The 16,682-nt window shown below is 67.3% G+C and carries 16 protein-coding genes and 1 pseudogene; 13 read left to right on the top strand and 4 right to left on the bottom strand.

What is annotated here, in order from left to right; all coding sequences use genetic code 11:
- Window positions 1-22 precede the first annotated feature (22 nt).
- The 3 genes from AC1DCU_RS02720 to AC1DCU_RS02710 all read left to right on the top strand — a co-directional run bounded on the left by AC1DCU_RS02720 (window position 23) and on the right by AC1DCU_RS02710 (window position 2,553).
- Window positions 23-229, top strand: a complete 207-nt coding sequence (locus AC1DCU_RS02720) for a hypothetical protein (protein ID WP_032975021.1) — start codon at window positions 23-25, stop codon at window positions 227-229.
- A 147-nt stretch (window positions 230-376) separates the two neighbouring features.
- Window positions 377-1,738 (top strand): 30S ribosomal protein S12 methylthiotransferase RimO, encoded by a 1,362-nt coding sequence (gene rimO / locus AC1DCU_RS02715; protein WP_442252203.1) that lies wholly within the window; start codon window positions 377-379, stop codon window positions 1,736-1,738.
- The gene (locus AC1DCU_RS02710) at window positions 1,735-2,553 is read left to right on the top strand and encodes a DUF3025 domain-containing protein (protein ID WP_032975019.1); all 819 of its coding nucleotides are present in this window, start codon (window positions 1,735-1,737) and stop codon (window positions 2,551-2,553) included. Before rimO ends, AC1DCU_RS02710 begins: the two co-directional genes overlap by 4 nt.
- Window positions 2,554-2,596: 43 nt before the next feature.
- Here AC1DCU_RS02710 and greB read toward each other — a convergent pair whose 3' ends face one another.
- Both greB and AC1DCU_RS02700 read right to left on the bottom strand, forming a co-directional pair.
- Window positions 2,597-3,112 (bottom strand): transcription elongation factor GreB, encoded by a 516-nt coding sequence (gene greB, locus AC1DCU_RS02705; protein WP_032975018.1) that lies wholly within the window; start codon window positions 3,110-3,112, stop codon window positions 2,597-2,599.
- Window positions 3,113-3,191: 79 nt separating this feature from the next.
- Window positions 3,192-4,697 (bottom strand): helicase HerA-like domain-containing protein, encoded by a 1,506-nt coding sequence (locus tag AC1DCU_RS02700; protein WP_025876133.1) that lies wholly within the window; start codon window positions 4,695-4,697, stop codon window positions 3,192-3,194.
- A 122-nt stretch (window positions 4,698-4,819) separates the two neighbouring features.
- On the opposite strand from AC1DCU_RS02700, the gene AC1DCU_RS02695 reads away from it, so the two are divergent.
- Both AC1DCU_RS02695 and AC1DCU_RS02690 read left to right on the top strand, forming a co-directional pair.
- Complete coding sequence (locus AC1DCU_RS02695; RefSeq protein WP_032975017.1) at window positions 4,820-6,430, top strand: transglycosylase SLT domain-containing protein; 1,611 nt, start codon at window positions 4,820-4,822, stop codon at window positions 6,428-6,430.
- Window positions 6,431-6,453: 23 nt separating this feature from the next.
- Window positions 6,454-6,732, top strand: a pseudogene (locus tag AC1DCU_RS02690) (ribonuclease E inhibitor RraB); the annotation flags it as partial.
- Window positions 6,733-6,804: 72 nt separating this feature from the next.
- Here AC1DCU_RS02690 and asd read toward each other — a convergent pair.
- Window positions 6,805-7,647: an archaetidylserine decarboxylase gene (gene asd / locus AC1DCU_RS02685; protein ID WP_025876139.1), complete on the bottom strand. Its 843-nt coding sequence runs from the start codon at window positions 7,645-7,647 to the stop codon at window positions 6,805-6,807.
- The gene (locus AC1DCU_RS02680) at window positions 7,644-8,294 is read right to left on the bottom strand and encodes an SCO family protein (RefSeq protein WP_032975016.1); all 651 of its coding nucleotides are present in this window, start codon (window positions 8,292-8,294) and stop codon (window positions 7,644-7,646) included. The genes asd and AC1DCU_RS02680 overlap by 4 nt, the downstream gene beginning before the upstream one ends.
- Before the next feature lie 123 nt (window positions 8,295-8,417).
- Here AC1DCU_RS02680 and prmB point away from each other — a divergent pair, with 123 nt between their 5' ends.
- From prmB to AC1DCU_RS02640, 8 genes are all read left to right on the top strand, one after another.
- Window positions 8,418-9,347 carry a 50S ribosomal protein L3 N(5)-glutamine methyltransferase gene (gene prmB / locus AC1DCU_RS02675; protein WP_442251657.1) on the top strand — a complete coding sequence of 310 codons (930 nt, stop codon included), beginning with the start codon at window positions 8,418-8,420 and terminating at the stop codon, window positions 9,345-9,347.
- The gene (gene aroC, locus AC1DCU_RS02670; protein ID WP_032975015.1) at window positions 9,344-10,447 is read left to right on the top strand and encodes a chorismate synthase; all 1,104 of its coding nucleotides are present in this window, start codon (window positions 9,344-9,346) and stop codon (window positions 10,445-10,447) included. The genes prmB and aroC overlap by 4 nt, the downstream gene beginning before the upstream one ends.
- On the top strand, window positions 10,440-11,477 hold the full coding sequence (locus AC1DCU_RS02665) for a 2-hydroxyacid dehydrogenase (protein ID WP_032975014.1): 1,038 nt from the start codon (window positions 10,440-10,442) through the stop codon (window positions 11,475-11,477). The genes aroC and AC1DCU_RS02665 overlap by 8 nt, the downstream gene beginning before the upstream one ends.
- A 90-nt stretch (window positions 11,478-11,567) precedes the next feature.
- Window positions 11,568-12,596 (top strand): aspartate-semialdehyde dehydrogenase, encoded by a 1,029-nt coding sequence (locus AC1DCU_RS02660; protein ID WP_032975013.1) that lies wholly within the window; start codon window positions 11,568-11,570, stop codon window positions 12,594-12,596.
- Window positions 12,597-12,701: 105 nt separating this feature from the next.
- Window positions 12,702-14,687: a FimV/HubP family polar landmark protein gene (locus tag AC1DCU_RS02655; RefSeq protein WP_442251656.1), complete on the top strand. Its 1,986-nt coding sequence runs from the start codon at window positions 12,702-12,704 to the stop codon at window positions 14,685-14,687.
- A 23-nt stretch (window positions 14,688-14,710) separates the two neighbouring features.
- A complete protein-coding gene (locus AC1DCU_RS02650; RefSeq protein ID WP_025876153.1) occupies window positions 14,711-15,070 on the top strand; it encodes a VOC family protein in 360 nt (119 codons plus the stop codon).
- A gap of 32 nt (window positions 15,071-15,102) precedes the next feature.
- Window positions 15,103-15,873 carry a tRNA pseudouridine(38-40) synthase TruA gene (gene truA / locus AC1DCU_RS02645; protein ID WP_025876154.1) on the top strand — a complete coding sequence of 257 codons (771 nt, stop codon included), beginning with the start codon at window positions 15,103-15,105 and terminating at the stop codon, window positions 15,871-15,873.
- Window positions 15,870-16,526: a phosphoribosylanthranilate isomerase gene (locus tag AC1DCU_RS02640; RefSeq protein ID WP_025876155.1), complete on the top strand. Its 657-nt coding sequence runs from the start codon at window positions 15,870-15,872 to the stop codon at window positions 16,524-16,526. Before truA ends, AC1DCU_RS02640 begins: the two co-directional genes overlap by 4 nt.
- Window positions 16,527-16,682: the final 156 nt, after the last annotated feature.

Raw genomic sequence — 16,682 nt, 5'->3', positions numbered from 1 at the left:
CGCTTTTTTTCCTGGAGTTCTCATGAAATTCAATGCCCGACTTGTCCTGCTTACCCGCGCCGTGGAGCAGCCCGGCGTGGTCAACCTGCACTTCCGTGCGGAGGGGGAGGCGGTTCTGCCGCAGATGGTGATTCCGGTAGCGCCGGCCGATGCCTATGCCCTGAAGTTCGGCGCTCTATACCGGTTCGAGCCGGTGGAAGTGGACGAATTGCCCGTCGCCTTGCCCTGAAAGCTCGGCCTGGGGCGGAGAAGGGACTGTCGCGGCAGTTCAGGGACCGTGGCCCAACCCCGGTATACTGGCGCCCTTTCAGGCCCCGGCCCCCAGGTCCCCCTGCCATGCCGGCAGGGGCCCAGGCCCCCAGAGTCCCGCGATTCCATGTCCCAGCTGAACCCCAAAGTCGGCTTCGTCAGCCTTGGCTGCCCGAAGGCCCTCGTCGATTCCGAGCGCATCCTCACCCAGCTGCGCTCGGAAGGCTACGACATCGTCCCGTCCTATGATTCGGCCGACGTGGTGGTGGTCAACACCTGTGGCTTCATCGATTCGGCGGTGACCGAATCGCTGGATGCCATCGGCGAGGCGATGAACCAGAACGGCAAGGTCATCGTCACCGGCTGTCTGGGCAAGCGCCCGGAGCAGATCCGCGAGGCGTACCCGAACGTGCTGGCGGTGTCCGGGCCGCAGGATTACCAGAGCGTGATGGAAGCAGTGCATGCGGCGCTGCCGCCCAAGCACGACCCGTTCGTGGATCTGGTGCCGGACTACGGCATCAAGCTGACCCCGCGCCACTACGCATACCTGAAGATTTCCGAAGGCTGCAACCACCACTGCAGCTTCTGCATCATTCCGTCGATGCGCGGCAAGCTGGTCTCGCGTCCCGTGGACGAGGTGCTGCGCGAAGCCGAGCGCCTGGTGCGCGGCGGTGTGCGCGAACTGCTGGTGGTTTCGCAGGACACCTCTGCCTACGGCGTGGATGTGAAGTACGCCGAGAAGATGTGGCGCGACAAGGCCTACCAGACCCGCCTGAAGGCGCTGTGCGAAGGCCTGTCCGAACTGGATGCGTGGGTGCGCATGCACTACGTCTATCCGTATCCGCACGTCGATGACGTGGTGCCGCTGATGGCCGAGAACCGGATCCTGCCGTATCTGGACATCCCGTTCCAGCACGCCAGCCCGCGCATCCTGCGCCTGATGAAGCGCCCCGGCGCGGTCGAGAAGACCCTGGAGCGGGTGCAGAACTGGCGCCGCATCGCACCGGACATCACCGTGCGTTCGACCTTCATCGTCGGTTTCCCGGGCGAGACCGAGGCCGAGTTCGAAGAGCTGCTGTCCTTCCTGGACGAAGCGCAGCTGGACCGCGTCGGTGCGTTCGCCTACTCACCGGTGGAGGGCGCTACGGCCAACAACCTGCCGGACCCGGTGCCGGAAGAAGTGAAGCAGGAACGACTGGCGCGCTTCATGGAGAACCAGGCGCAGATTTCGGCTTCGCGTCTGGAAGCCAAGATCGGCACGGTGCAGCAATGCCTGGTCGATGCCATCGAAGGCGATATCGCGGTGGCCCGTTCCAAGGCCGATGCGCCGGAGATCGACGGCCTGGTGCATATCCAGAACGCAGACCAGGTGGCGTTGCGCGTGGGTGAGTTCGTCGACGTGGAAATCACCGAGAGCGACGAGCACGATCTCTACGGCGACGCACTGCCGCCGACCACGCGCCCGGCATTCGACCTCAAGGTGCTGTGACCGGGGCGGAGGCTGCTGATGGCGGCCCCCGCCGCTTCGTGCCGCCGCTGCGTGCGGCGGTGGACAGGGCTGCCTTCGATCATCCGCTGTTTGCCGGTATCGCCGGGTTCGGTGATCTGCTGACGGCAGCGGACTGGCCACGCGTGGTCGATCTGGACGCGCGCCTGGCGCTGCCGGGCAAGCGCGTTGTTGAACAGGATGCGGCGTTGCTGGCCGACGGCCTGCACTACGAAACGCGCATTGCCGAAGGGCGCATCGCAACCCGCGCGGGCAACTGGCACGACCTGTTCAACGCCCTGGTCTGGGCACGCTACCTGCCGATCAAGTGCGCACTCAACGCGCAGCAATGCCGGCACATCGAGGGCATGGCCGCAGGACAGCGCAACCGCGCGCAGGCCGCGCTGACCCAGTTCGATGAAACCGGCGTGGTGGTACGCGTGCGCGACCCGGCATTGCTTGCAGCCTGGGATGCTCACCAGTGGCGCGTGCTGTTCCAGCCGATCCATTGGCAGTCAGGACGGATCGCCATCGCCGCGGTATTCGGTCATGCCTTGATGGAACAGGCGCTGCTGCCGGGCCGGCTGCTGGTCGGCAAATGCGTGGTGCTGCAGGGCGATGACGATGCGGGCTGCATCGACACGGTCGCGCGCGCCATCGAGGAGGGCAGGGTGCTGCTCGATCCCTTGGAACTGCGTCCGCTGCCATTGGCGGGTATTCCCGGCTGGCACACCGACCAGGCGCCAGCCTTTTACGCGAACGACGATTACTTCCGTCCGCTGCGCGAAGGGCGCCGCTATCCGCCGCCGCTTCTGTAGAACCGGGCCCATGCCCGGCTGAGCGCCGCTGCCCGCCACAGGCTCAGCCGTTGGCCGCGGTCTCGTACTCCACACCGATCACCGCAAAGGTGTGGTTGCCACTGGGTAGTTCCACTGAAAACTCATCATCCAGGCGCTTCTTCAACAAGGCCCGCGCCAAGGGCGAATCGATGCTGATCCAGCCCAGCCCCGCATCGGTCTCATCCGGCCCGACGATGCGGTAGCGGCTGGTCTGCCCGCTGTCCACGTTCTCCAGCTCAACCCACGCACCGAAGAACACGGCTTGCGGATCAGTCGGCGTGGTGTCGACCACGCGCAGCGATTCCAGGCGCTTGGTCAGGTAGCGCACGCGACGATCGATCTCGCCCAGCTGCTTCTTGCGGTAGGTGTATTCGGCATTCTCCGAGCGATCGCCTTCGGCCGCGGCCGCCGCCAGTGCCTTGACCACCTCGGGTCGACGCACCCGCCACAACTCATCCAGCTCGGTTTTCAGGCGTGCATGGCCGGCGGCGGTGATCAGCGCGGTGCTCTTTTCTGCGGGGGGACGCCAACGCGACATGTAATGCGGATTCTCGTGCGGAATGAAACAACTACGGCGCGCCGTCGCCGGCGCGCCGCAAAGGAACTGCCGGGGGCTCTCAGCGCTTGCCGCCGAAGATGCCACCGAGGATGCCGCGCACGATCTGGTTGCCCAGCTTGGTGCCGACCGTACGCGTGGTCTGCTTGGCCATCGTCTCGATCATGCCCTGGCGGCGCTTGGTACCGAAAATGGCGTCCTTGATCGACTGCCCGAAACCGCCTTCCTGCGCCTCGTCCTGCTCACGGCTGCGTGCGGCCGGCGCATCGGTTTTCTCGACGGCCTTCTGCGCGCGCTGCGCCAGCAGTTCGGCTGCCGATTCGCGGTTGACGGCAGTGTCGTAGCGCGTGCCGACCGGGCTGCCGGCACGCACCTGCGTACGTTCGGTGTCGGTGACCGGTCCCATGCGGCAGCGGGGTGGCGCGATCATCGTCTGCTGCACCGGCATCGGCACGCCCTTGTCCTGCAGCGTGGAGACCAGCGCTTCGCCGGTACCGAGCTGGCTGAGCACCTTCACCACATCCAGCTTCGGGTTCGGCACGAAGGTCTCGGCGGCGGTCTTCACCGCCTTCTGGTCGCGCGGGGTGAATGCGCGCAGCGCGTGCTGTACCCGGTTGCCGAGCTGGCCAAGGATGTTGGCCGGCACGTCGTCCGGGAACTGCGAGCAGAAGTACACGCCCACGCCCTTGGAACGGATCAGCCGCACCACCTGTTCGATGCGCTGTACCAGAGCGGGCGGTGCATCGTCGAACAGCAGGTGCGCTTCGTCGAAAATGAAGACCAGCTTCGGCTTGTCGAGGTCGCCCACTTCGGGCAGCTGCTCGAACAGCTCCGACAACAGCCACAGCAGGAACGTGGAGTACAGCTTGGGCTTGAGCACCAGCTGGTCGGCGGCAAGGATGCCGATGACACCGCGGCCGTCATGGTTGACCCGCATGATGTCGGCCAGTTCCAGCGCCGGTTCGCCGAAGAAATGCTCGCCGCCGTCCTGCGCCAGCCGCAGCAGGGCGCGCTGGATGGCGGCCACCGACTGCGCACTGACCAGGCCGTACTCGGTGGAGATGTCCTTGCGCTCCTCGGCCACCAGGCCGAGCAGGGCGCGCAGGTCGTCCATGTCCAGCAGCAGCAGGCCGCGGTCGTCGGCCAGCTTGAACACGATGTCGAGCACGCCGGCCTGGGTGTCGTTCAATTCCAGGATGCGGGCCAGCAGGGTCGGGCCCATCTCGCTCACGGTGGTGCGAACCGGGTGGCCGAGCTTGCCGTACAGGTCCCAGAACACGGTGGGGCTGGCGGCCGGGGCATAGTCGCTCACGCCGATCTCGGCCGCGCGCTTGAGCAGGTTCTCGGCGCCGGTGCCCGGCACGGCCAGGCCGGAGACATCGCCCTTCACATCGGCCAGGAACACCGGTACCCCGATCCGCGAGAAGCCCTCGGCCAGGGTCATCAGGGTCACGGTCTTGCCGGTGCCGGTGGCGCCGGCGACCAGCCCATGGCGGTTGCCGAGTTTCGGCAGCAGGGTGACAGCCACATCGTCGGTGATGCCTTTGCCGAGCAGAATCGGATCCATGGTCCAGCCCTTGTGATGAATGTGCCAATGTTAACCGCCGACGGTGACGGGCCGAAGGTCGGCTTGCCCCGACCTTGGCAGCGCCGCTACTCTGCCTGCCTGTTTCATACACAGTGCCACCAATGCCCGTTCCTGTCCTGATTTCCCGCACCTGGCCGCTGCTGGCCCTGGCTGGCCTGGTTTCCCTGGCACCGGAGGCCCACGCACAGCGGGTTTCGGCCCGGGACAAGGTGAAGGTGGATGCCCTGCAGCAGCGCATGACCGCAGCCGAGAAGCGCTACAGCGATGCCGTTCTGCTGGTGGCCAACGCCGATCCGAAGGGGCGCAACGAGGCCGATGCCGCGCTGGAGGACATGGAAGATGTCATCAGCGAATGCGTGAAGCAGAAGGGCTGCCAGATGAGCAACATGCTGTCGACCTACAAGCGCCTGCTCAAGCACGATGCCGATGCCGCCGCCGATGATGACGTGGCCGATGAAGCCGGCGACCGCCTGGAAGCCGACCCGGACCATGTCGGCCCGCTGGCTGCCGACGTGCCCGAGGCGGCCCGCGCAGCGGCGCTGCTGAACGACAAGCGCCATGCCTTCGACAACATGGTCGAGTACAACCCCGCCGTGCAGGCCGGCATCCGCCGCTGGCTGACCGACATGCGCCCGGCGCTGATGACCACTTACGAGAACTACCAGAACCTGCGTGCGGTGATGTGGCCGGAATGGGAGAAGCGCGGCCTGCCCGAGGCGCTGCTGTTCGGCATCATGGCCAAGGAATCCAACGGCCGTGTACATGCGTCCTCGCGTGCGGGCGCCGCGGGCCTGATGCAGTTCATGCCGGCTACCGGCCGCCGCTTCGGCCTCGGCCCGGACGATACCGGTTTCGATACCCGCTTCGATGCGCGCAGCGCCGCTGAAGCCAGCGCGACGTACCTCAACGAGCGGATGCGTGAGCTCAACAACAACGTCGAACTGTCGCTGGCCGGCTACAACGGCGGTGAGGGCCGCGCAGCGCGCGTCTACAAGCAGTACCCGGGCCAGAGCTTCTGGGTGGACAGCGTCTACAACCAGTTCCCGGGCGAAACCAAGGACTACGTGCCGATGGTGATCGCCGCGTCCTGGATCTTCCTGCACCCCCAGCAGTACGGCGTGGAGTTCCCGAAGATCAACGCGCAGCCGGCCACCATCCGCCTGGCCCGCTCGACCACGATCTACGAACTGACCATCTGCCTGGGCAGCCATGGCACCCGCGATGGCTACATGCGCGCATTGCGCAACCTCAACCCGCGCTATGAGGCCGATGGCTGGATTCCGGCAGGAACCCTCATCAACGCCACCAACCGCATTGCTGGCCTGTACGCGCGCAACTGCGTCAGCGGCCCGCGTGCCGATCTGGCCCGCACCCTGATCACCGCCGACCTCAATGCCGCGATCGTGCGCCCGAGTGCTGCCAGCTACACCGGCAGCGTGGCCGTGGGCGGGGTTGTGCCGGTGGTCGATCCCAATGCCGCCAGCAGCGTGCCGACCACGCCCGCCGCGCCGGTGGCTGCGCCGCGCCCGGCGCCGGCCCCGCGCGCCAAGCCGGCCCGCAGCTACAAGGTCGGCAAGGGTGAGACCTTGGGCCGGATCGCCGCGAAGTTCCAGTGCGATGTGCCGGTGCTGGCCCGCGCCAATGGCCTCAAGGCCCCCGGCTACAGCCTGCGCCACGGCCAGGTGCTGAAGCTGCAGGGCTGCGACAAATAATCTTTCCGCAATCTGGATATCGCATGGACCTCGAAGACACCCGCAACCTGTTCACCAACCTTCGCGAGAACACCGACTGGGACCTGGACGCCCCGCTGCTGTGGGGGTACTTCTTCGTGCACTCCACCGCCGAGCCGCTGCACGCACTGGCCACCCACCTGCAGGCACAGGGTTATGTGCTGGTGGAAGTGTTCGAGCAGGAGCCGGAAGACGGTGAGGCTGCATTCCACGTGCTGCATGTGGAGCGCGTGGAAGTGCACGACGAAACCTCGCTGGACAAGCGAAACCAGGAACTGAGCGCCGGCCGCTGGCCGGCAACGCTCGATGCGTTGGATCAACGGAGATGCCGGCCAGCGGCCGGCACTACCGCAGGATCAGCGCAGCTTGGCCAGTGCCTGGCCCAGCTGTACCGGATGCTCGGCATCCAGATGCGGGGCGAATTCGGCCACGCCCGGCGGCAGCAGCACGATCACGGTCGAGCCGTAATTGAAGCGCGCCATCTCTTCGAAGCGCTGCAGCGTGATGCCGCGGCCCCGGTAATCCTTGCGGGTGATGCGGTCGCCGTAGTGCGGAATCTCTTCGCCGCTCCACACCGTTTCCACGCCCGACACCAGCAGCGCACCGACCATCACGCTGACCATCGGGCCGAAGCTGGTATCGAAATGGCAGACCAGGCGTTCGTTGCGTGCGAACAGGCCAGGCACGTTGTTCACCGCGGCCGGGCCGACGCTAAACAGGCGACCGGGCACGTGCACGGTTTCGCGCAGGGTTCCGGTCCACGGCATGTGCACGCGGTGGTAGTCGCGCGGCGACAGGTACACCGTGGCATACAGGCCCTCGTTGAACGGCTTGGCGTCCTCGGCGCTGCCCAACAGCTCGGCGGCGGTGAACGACTGCCCCTTGGCCTGGAAGATGCGCCCGGCGTCGATCTTTCCGAGCTGGCTGATGCGGCCGTCCGCCGGCATCACCAGGCTGCGCGGATCGGCATCGGCCACGCGCGCGCCGGGTTTCAGCGCGCGGGTGAAGAACTGGTTGAAGGTCGGGTAGCTGCGCGGGTCCGGATTGGCCGCTTCATCCAGGTTGACGTTGAACTTGCGGGTGACCGTGTCGATCAGCCAGCGCGATACGCGCGGGTTGTCCGAGTACGCCAGCGAACGCGCCATCGAGGACAGCAGGCGGTGGGGCAGGACGTACGTCAGGGCGGTGGTCAGACTCATGGGGCGGATTTCTCGGTCAGCTTCTGCAGGTCGCGGGCGATCGCCGGCGCATTGAACGGGGGCCGCACCAGGCCGGCGAGCCGGCCCTGCGGATCGAGCACGGCCAGGCTGGCGGAGTGCTCGAGGGTGTAATCCTCGGGATTCTCGTCGAAGTGCTTGCCCGGCACCTTCTGGAACACGAAGCCCAGCGAGGTGGCAAAGCGCTCCAGCGAGGGAATGTCGGCGGTCGCTGCCAGGGTGTCCTTGTGGAAGCCATGGGCGTACTCGCCCAGGCGCGTGGCGGTGTCGCGCTCCGGGTCGACCGAGACGAACAGCACGCGCGGGCGCAGGCCGTCGGGCAGGGCTTCCCACTGGTTCTGCGCCCCGGCCAGCTCGGCCAGGGTGGTCGGGCAGACGTCTGGACAGAACGTGAAGCCGAGGAACACCAGGGTCCAGTGGCCCTTCAGTTCGCCGGGAATCAGGCGCGTGCCGTCGGACTGGGCCAGGTTGTAGTCGGGCAGGGTGCGCGGCTGCGGGTACAGGGTGATCGCTTCGGTGGCCGGCTGCCCGGCCGGCGGCTTCGGCGCGAACACCTGCTGGGCGGCGAGCAGGCCAAGGCCCGCCGCCAGGGCGATCAGCAGGATGATGCCGACGTTGCGATTGAACATGGGATTCCGCCGCAGGAAGTGGCCACCATCATACCGGCTGCGGCTGGATCGTTTCTGCCGCAACGGATGCCGGCGCAGGCGGCAACCCCTATAATCGGGGGCCACTTTGCCCGCAGTACCGCCATGACCGCTGAAACGGCCGCCGAACTCCATACGATCATCGATCTGATCCGCTACGGCACCAGCCGTTTCAATGCTGCGGGCCTGACCTTCGGGCACAGCTACGACAATGCCCTGGACGAGGCCACCCAGCTGGTGCTGCACGGCCTGCACCTGCCGCACGACCTCGGCCCGGCCTACGGCCAGGCGCGCCTGCTGCGCGAAGAGAAGCTGGCGGTGCTGGAGCTGTTCCAGCGCCGCATCGACGAGCGCATCCCGGCTGCCTACCTGACCGGTGAAGCCTGGTTCGCCGGCCTCAGCTTCAAGAGCGACACGCGCGCCCTGGTGCCGCGTTCGCCGATCGCCGAACTGATCGAGTGCGGCTTCGAGCCGTGGCTGGCCGGCCGCGATGTCAACCGCGCGCTGGACCTGTGCACCGGTTCGGGCTGCATCGCCATCGCCATGGGCCACTACTACCCGAACTGGGAAGTGGACGGCGTGGACCTCAGCGATGAGGCGCTGTCACTGGCCGAAGAGAACAAGGAACGCCTGCAGGCGCACAACGTGACCCTGCTGAAGTCGGACCTGTTCAACGGCCTGACCGGTCGCCACTACGACCTGATCGTCACCAACCCGCCGTACGTCACCAACGACGAGACCGACGCCCTGCCGCAGGAATACTCCTGCGAGCCGGAGATGGGCCTGCGTGCCGGCGACGACGGCCTGGACCTGGTGCTGAAGATCCTGCGCGACGCGCCGCTGCACCTGAGCGAGGACGGCCTGCTGATCTGTGAAGTGGGCGAATCCGAACAGCACCTGATCAAGCTGCTGCCGGAAGTGGATTTCGCCTGGGTCGAATTCAAGGTCGGCCAGATGGGCATCTTCGCGGTCGAGTGCCGCGAGCTGATCGCCCACAGCGCGCGCATCACCGAACTGGCGGCGCAGCGCCCGTGAGCTCCAATTCGTTCGGCAAGCTGTTCACCGTCACCACGTTCGGCGAATCGCACGGGCCGGCCATCGGCTGCGTGATCGATGGCTGCCCGCCGGGGCTGGCGCTGGACGCGGCCGAATTCAACCATGACCTGCAGCGTCGCGCCACCGGCAAGAGCCGGCATACGTCGGCGCGGCGCGAGACCGACGAGGTCGAGATCCTGTCCGGGGTGTACGAGGGCCTGACCACCGGCACTCCGATCGCGCTGCTGATCCGCAACACCGACCAGCGCAGCAAGGACTACAGCAACATCGGCCAGCAGTTCCGTCCGGGGCATGCCGACTACAGCTACTGGCACAAGTACGGCATCCGCGACCCGCGCGGCGGTGGCCGCTCCTCGGCGCGCGAGACCACCATGCGCGTGGCTGCTGGCGTGGTCGCCAAGAAATGGCTGGCCGAGCGTTTCGGCATCACCGTGCGCGGCTACCTGTCGCAGCTGGGCGGGATCACTCCGGCCGGTTTCGACTGGTCGGTAGTCGAGGAGAATCCGTTCTTCTGGCCGCACGCCGCACAGGTGCCCGAGCTGGAGGCGTACATGGATGCGCTGCGCAAGTCCGGCGATTCGGTCGGTGCCTGCGTGGACGTGATCGCCGACAATGTACCGCCGGGCTGGGGCGAGCCGATCTACGGCAAGCTTGATGGCGAGCTCGCGGCCGCACTGATGAGCATCAACGCGGTGAAGGGCGTGGAGATCGGCGACGGTTTCGCCAGCGCCATGCAGAAGGGCACCGAACACCGTGACCTGCTGACTCCGCAGGGTTTTGCCAGCAATCATGCCGGCGGCATTCTCGGTGGCATTTCCACCGGCCAGCCGGTGGTCGCCTCGATGGTGCTCAAGCCGACTTCCAGCCTGCGCCTGCCCGGTGAATCGCTGGATACGGCCGGCAATGTGGTGGAGGTGGTCACCACCGGCCGCCATGATCCCTGCGTCGGCATCCGCGCCACGCCCATCGCCGAGGCGATGATGGCCCTGGTGCTGATGGACCAGGCGCTGCGCCACCGCGCGCAGTGCGGCGATGTCGGCACCATCACTCCGCGCATTCCCGGCCAGCTTGATGGCTGATACGCGGCCGACGGTATGGGTGAGCCAGCCGCTGATCGACGCGGCCATCGCGCCGTTGCGCGATCGCGTGCAGCTGCGCACCACCGATACCGTCACCGCCTGGTCGCCACAGCAGATCGCCGCGCAGCTGGCGGACGTTGACGGGGCGATCATCACCCTCAACGAACGCATCGGTGCGACCCAGGTCGCCGATGCCGCGCAGTTGAAGTTGATCGCCAATGTCGGCGTCGGCTACAACAATCTGGATGTCGACGCGCTCAGCGCCGCCGGCATTCTCGCCAGCAACACCCCGGACGTTCTCACCGAGACCACCGCCGATCTCGGCTTTGCGCTGTTGATGGCCACCGCGCGCCGGATCACCGAATCCGAGCGCTGGCTGCGCGAGGGCCAGTGGGGGCAGTGGTCGTTCCAGACCATGCTGGGGGCCGACATCCATGGCAGCACGCTGGGCATCCTCGGCATGGGCCGCATCGGCCAGGGCATCGCCCGTCGCGGCGCGCACGGCTTCGGCATGAAGGTGCTCTACCACAACCGTTCGCGGCTGCCGGCCGATACCGAAGCCGCGCTCGGAGCGACCTACGTGGATCTGGACACGCTGCTGGCGCAGTCCGACCATCTGTTGACCGTGTTGCCATACACCGCCGCCTCGCACCACATCATCGACGCCGCCGCGCTGGCCAGGATGAAGCCGTCTGCCACCCTGGTGAACATCGCCCGCGGCGGCATCGTCGACGAACTGGCGTTGGCCGATGCACTGGCCAACGGTCGCCTGGCGGCGGCCGGCCTGGATGTCTACGAAGGCGAACCGAACGTGCGGCCGGAACTGCTGGCCCTGCGCAACATCGTGCTGACCCCGCATATCGGCAGCGCATCGCTGGCCACGCGTACGGCCATGGTGCAGATGGCCGTGGACAATCTGCTGGCCGGGCTTGGCCTGGATGGCAGCCCGTCGCGCATGCCGAGCGCGATCAACGCCGACGCGGCCCTTGCCGCGCGCGCGACCTCGGACAAAAAAAGCGGGAAACGATAGGGAACCTCCGCGCATCCATCCGAGGAGGCTCCCCGAACCCAGCTGTCGTGCGTGAGTTTTCCCCCTTCCCGTTTTCGTGAGAGTTCCCCCATGAGCAATGCACAACGCAGCTTCCACGTCGCCATCGTCGGCGCCACCGGCGCGGTCGGCGAGACCATGCTGGCCATCCTGGCCGAGCGCGATTTCCCGGTCGGCACCCTGAGCCTGCTCGCTTCCGAGCGCTCGGCCGGCGGCGAAGTCGAATACAACGGCAACAAGGTCAGGATCCAGGACCTGGCCACTTTCGACCCGAGTGGCGTGGAAATCGCCCTGTTCTCGGCCGGTGGCAGCGTGTCCAAGGAATACGCCCCGAAGTTCGCTGCCGCTGGCGCGGTGGTGATCGACAACTCCTCGGCCTTCCGTTACGACGATGACGTGCCGCTGGTGGTGTCGGAGGTCAATCCGGACCAGGTCGCCAACCGTCCGCGCGGCATCATCGCCAACCCGAACTGCTCGACCATGCAGATGCTGGTCGCGCTGGCACCGCTGCACCGCAAGTACGGCATCGAGCGCATCAACGTGTCCACCTACCAGTCGGTATCCGGTGGTGGCCGTTCGGCACTGGAAGAACTGGGCAAGCAGACCGGCCAGCTGCTGAGCTTCCAGGAAATCGATCCGCAGCGTTTCCCGGTGCAGATCGCCTTCAACCTGATCCCGCACATCGACGACTTCCTGGACAACGGCTTCACCAAGGAAGAGATGAAGCTGGTCTGGGAGACGCGCAAGATCCTGGGCGACGACAGCATCCTCGTGAACCCGACCGCGGTGCGCGTGCCGGTGTTCTACGGCCACTCCGAATCGGTGGCGATCGAAACCCGTGACAAGGTGACCGTCGCCGAAGCGCGCGCGCTGCTGGAACAGTCGCCGGGCATCGAGGTGGTGGATCGTCACGAGGCCGGTGGCTACCCGACGCCGGTCACCCATGCCTCGGGCACCGACGCGGTGTACGTCGGCCGCATCCGCGAGGACCTGTCGCATCCGCGCGGCCTGAACCTGTGGATCGTGTCGGACAACGTGCGCAAGGGCGCAGCCCTCAACGCGGTGCAGCTGGCCGAGCTGGTCGCCGCCGAGAAGCGCTGATCCCCGCTGTTGCCTGACCGGTAGTGCCGGCCGCTGGCCGGCACTAGCGCAGTCCGCCTCCCCGGTGGGTGCGGACCGTGGTCCGCACGCTTTATAGTGTCGCCCATGAATAAACGAGCCAAGGGCGCACGGCGTCCGCTCACCTGTCTTTCCGCCGCGCTGCTGGCCCTGGTCAGCAGTTCGGCCATGGCCCTGGGCCTGGGCGACATCCGGGTCCTGTCCAAGCCGGGACAGCCGTTGCTGGCCGAGATCCCGGTGATCTCGGCCGATCCGTCCGAACTTGAGAACCTGCGCGTCGCGCTCGCTTCGCCGGTCACCTTCGAGCGCGTTGGCCTGCAGCGCCCGGCGGGTCTGGTCAGCGAACTGCAGTTCGAGCTGACCCGCAATGCGCAGGGCAGGGCGGTGGTGCGGGTGACCTCGCAGACGCCAGTGGAAACACCCTCGTTGAGCTTCCTGGTCGAGGCCGACTGGGGCCAGGGCCGGCTGGTGCGTGAGTACTCGGCGCTGGTCGATGCACCGGCCAGTGCACTGGCCGTGGCCGAACCGGAAATCGTCGCGCCGGCCGGCGTGCTGTCGGACACCATCGTCCGTGATGCGCCTGCCGCCGCTGCAACCGCACCCGAGCCGGCACCGGTCACGCCGGCTGCCGCACCTGCTGCACCGCGTCCACGGGCTGCGTCACCTGCACCTGCACCTGCACCTGCACCAGCGCTCGCTGCAGACGGCAGTGTGACCGTGCAGCGCGGACAGACGCTTTCGCAGATCGCCGGCTCGCTGGCCCGTGGCAATCAGATCAGTCGCGACCGGGCGATGATCGCGCTGTTGCGTGCCAACCCCGAAGCCTTCATCCGTGGCAACGTCAACCTGCTCAAGCAGGGCGCGGTGCTGCGCATGCCGGGCGATACCGCACTGGCCGCGGTGGATGCGGCCGAGGCCACCGCGCTGGTCCGCGAACATGCCGCGCAGTGGCGGCAGGCACGCACCGTGCCACAGCCGGCTGGCGCCGCGATGCCGGTGGCCAAGGCCGATGGCGCTGCTTCTTCCCCGGCTGCGGCCACCGGGGCACGACTTGAAATCGCTCCGGCGCTGGCATCCGACGCCGCGCACGCGGGCACAACCACCGGCACCAGTGCCGGCAGCGAGGGTGACATGCTGGGCAACGAACAACTGCGCCAGGCCAAGGAGGACATCGCCACCCGCGATGCCGAAATCGGCGATCTGAAGCAGCGCGTGGCGGAGCTGGAGAAGCTCAAGGAGCAGCAGCAGTCCCTGATCGCGATGAAGGACAACGACCTGGCCGCCGCGCAGCAGCGTTTGGCCCAGGCGCCCGGTGCGCCCGGCGCTGGCACGCCCTGGTACTGGCTGGGCCTGCCGCTGCTCGTGCTGGCTGCCCTGGGCGCCTGGCTGCTGCGTCGTCGCAAGCCCTCGCCGCTGCCGCCGCTGCGCGATGAACACGATGCCGCCGGCCTGGCAGCAGCGCTGCCGGCAGGTGCCGCGCTGGATACCCTGACCGAACAGGACGCCGGGGTGAACTTCGCTGCCGATGGCGGTCGCCAGGAACCGGCGATGCCGGCCTGGGCTGCCACTGCCGACCATGACGTGCCGGCTGCGGACATCCATGAGGATGCCTCGCCGGCCGAGTGGCGGGCGGGTGAGCTTGATGAAGACGAACGGGTTGAACTGCCTGCTGCGGTGAACGATCTGCCGCGTTGGGACGATCCTGCCGGCGCGGCTGCGGTGGCGCCCATCGAGCCAGCCGAGGTGGCCGTGCCCGAATACGCGCTGCAGGCCGAACAGGAGCCGCAGTTCCGCGGTGTGTTCGATCTGCCGGCCGAACCGCATGAGCATGAGACGGCTGCACCGGTCGACCTGCACGACGACCGTGCTGCCGCCGAGGACGCCGTCGGGTCTGCTGCAGACAATGGCCATGACTGGGCACCGCGTATCGGCCAGGAGCGGCTGGAACTGGCCATCGCCTATCTGGACCTGGGCGACGCGCAGACCGCGCGCACCCTGCTGCAGGAGGTTGCCGAAGGGGGTGACCTGCATTGCCAGGCGCAGGCCCGCGAACTGCTGGCGCGTCTGCCCTGACACCCTTTCGACAAGGACCTGCGATGACCCGCGAACGCCGTCTCGACTATGTTGAATTCGCCTCGAGCGACCCGGCTGCGAGCCGCGCGTTCTTCGAGGTCGTGTTCGGCTGGTCGTTTGTCGATTACGGCAGCGACTACACCGCTTTCGATGATGGCCGCCTGCAGGGAGGCTTCTTCCGTGGCCAACCACAACGTGCCAGCGAAGGCGCGCCACTGCTGGTGCTGTATGCCGACCAGCTGGCGCCGATGGAAGCGGCGGTGCGTGCGGCCGGTGGTCAGATCGTGCGGACCGTGTTCTCTTTCCCTGGCGGCAGCCGTTTCCAGTTCGTCGAGCCCGGTGGCAACGAACTGGCGGTCTGGTCCGAGCGCGACCCGGCCTGAGCGCCGCCCCACCCGCAATATCGAGGTAGCACATGCGTTACGCGCTCGGCGTCGAGTACGACGGCAGCGATTTCAGGGGCTGGCAGAACCTGGGCGAGGGCGGACCCAGCGTCCAGGCCAGCCTGGAACAGGCCCTGTCATCGGTGGCCGATACCCCGCTGCAGGTGGTCTGCGCCGGCCGCACCGATGCCGGCGTGCACGGCCAGTGCCAGGTCGTGCACTTCGACACCGACGTAGTACGTGATCCGCGCGCGTGGATGCTCGGCACCACCACCCGCCTGCCGCGTTCGATCGCCGTGCGCTGGTGCGTGCCGGTGGCCGACGATTTCCATGCCCGTTTCTCCGCCCGCGCACGACGTTATCGCTACCGCCTGCTCAATCGCGAAGTGCGCCCGGCGCTGGGCCGGCAGACCCTGAGCTGGGAGCGGCGCCCGCTCGATGCCGAGCGCATGCACCTGGCCGGACAGGCCCTGCTGGGCGAGAACGATTTCAGCGCCTTCCGCTCGGTCCAGTGCCAGGCCCTGCATGCCCGGCGAGAGCTGCAGTCGCTGCAGGTCAGCCGCCACGACGACGTCATCGAGGTGGCGGTGCGCGGCAATGCATTCCTTCATCACATGGTCCGCAATATCGTCGGTTCGTTGATACTGGTCGGCAGTGGCGAGCAGCCGGTGGAGTGGATCGCCGAACTGCTGGCCGGGCGCGACCGCACCGTGGCCGGTCCCACCGCTCCTCCGCAGGGACTGGTGTTCCTGGGGCCGCTGTACCCCGACAACTGGCATCTGCCCGCCGAGGTAACGCTATGAGCCGCTCCTACTACCGTACCCGCATCAAGTTCTGTGGCATGACCCGTGCCGGCGACGTGCGCCTGGCCGGCGAGCTGGGCGTGGATGCGGTGGGCTTCATCTTCGCCCGCGAGAGCAGCCGCCGGGTCGCGCCGGCCGAAGCGCGCGCGATGCGCCAGGCCATCGCACCGATGGTCGACGTGGTGGCGTTGTTCCGCAACAACAGCAGGGAAGAAGTGCGCGAGGTGCTGCGTACCGTGCGGCCGACCCTGCTGCAGTTCCATGGCGAGGAAGACGAGAGCTTCTGCCGCAGCTTCAACATGCCTTACCTGAAGGCGATCGCCATGGGCGGGCGCGAGGAGATCAATGCGCGCACCCTGCAGCTGCGCTACCCCAGCGCCGCCGGCTTCCTGTTCGACAGCCATGCGCCGGGCGGCGGCGGCGGTACCGGCGTGGCCTTCGACTGGTCGCGTATCCCCACCGGCCTGCACCGGCCGTTCCTGCTGGCCGGAGGCCTGACGCCGGAGAACGTGCATGACGCCGTGCTGGCGACCCTGCCGTGGGGCGTGGATGTCTCCAGTGGCATCGAACTGGAGCCGGGCATCAAGGACGGCTACAAGATGCGCACGTTCGTGGAAGAAGTCCGGCGCTCCGATTGCGCCGTGCTGGATTGAGACACGGTCACTTCCGAGGTGTCCGGTCTTCACATTTGAGCCTGCACACCCTCTTCACATAGGATGATCCCCAAGCGTGCTGGCCATGAGGGCCGGCACGAGGATCGACGGAGCCGCTGGTGGCGTGCTCCGAACGGGCGCCTGGCGCCCCCGCCC

It is taken from the genome of Stenotrophomonas sp. 10L48 (assembly GCF_056395105.1).
Note: the sequence above shows the minus strand (reverse complement) of the source record. Positions and strands in the feature narration are given on the sequence as shown.

What these genes read in the sequence shown, in the direction of transcription:
- AC1DCU_RS02665 (WP_032975014.1), top strand. Translation starts at nt 10,440, where the DNA reads ATGGCTGATACGCGGCCGACGGTATGGGTGAGCCAGCCGCTGATCGAC.
- prmB (WP_442251657.1), top strand. Translation starts at nt 8,418, where the DNA reads ATGACCGCTGAAACGGCCGCCGAACTCCATACGATCATCGATCTGATC.
- AC1DCU_RS02655 (WP_442251656.1), top strand. Translation starts at nt 12,702, where the DNA reads ATGAATAAACGAGCCAAGGGCGCACGGCGTCCGCTCACCTGTCTTTCC.
- AC1DCU_RS02700 (WP_025876133.1), bottom strand. Translation starts at nt 4,697, where the DNA reads ATGGATCCGATTCTGCTCGGCAAAGGCATCACCGACGATGTGGCTGTC.
- asd (WP_025876139.1), bottom strand. Translation starts at nt 7,647, where the DNA reads ATGAGTCTGACCACCGCCCTGACGTACGTCCTGCCCCACCGCCTGCTG.
- truA (WP_025876154.1), top strand. Translation starts at nt 15,103, where the DNA reads ATGCGTTACGCGCTCGGCGTCGAGTACGACGGCAGCGATTTCAGGGGC.
- AC1DCU_RS02695 (WP_032975017.1), top strand. Translation starts at nt 4,820, where the DNA reads ATGCCCGTTCCTGTCCTGATTTCCCGCACCTGGCCGCTGCTGGCCCTG.
- AC1DCU_RS02660 (WP_032975013.1), top strand. Translation starts at nt 11,568, where the DNA reads ATGAGCAATGCACAACGCAGCTTCCACGTCGCCATCGTCGGCGCCACC.
- greB (WP_032975018.1), bottom strand. Translation starts at nt 3,112, where the DNA reads ATGTCGCGTTGGCGTCCCCCCGCAGAAAAGAGCACCGCGCTGATCACC.
- AC1DCU_RS02720 (WP_032975021.1), top strand. Translation starts at nt 23, where the DNA reads ATGAAATTCAATGCCCGACTTGTCCTGCTTACCCGCGCCGTGGAGCAG.
- AC1DCU_RS02680 (WP_032975016.1), bottom strand. Translation starts at nt 8,294, where the DNA reads ATGTTCAATCGCAACGTCGGCATCATCCTGCTGATCGCCCTGGCGGCG.
- AC1DCU_RS02640 (WP_025876155.1), top strand. Translation starts at nt 15,870, where the DNA reads ATGAGCCGCTCCTACTACCGTACCCGCATCAAGTTCTGTGGCATGACC.
- AC1DCU_RS02650 (WP_025876153.1), top strand. Translation starts at nt 14,711, where the DNA reads ATGACCCGCGAACGCCGTCTCGACTATGTTGAATTCGCCTCGAGCGAC.
- rimO (WP_442252203.1), top strand. Translation starts at nt 377, where the DNA reads ATGTCCCAGCTGAACCCCAAAGTCGGCTTCGTCAGCCTTGGCTGCCCG.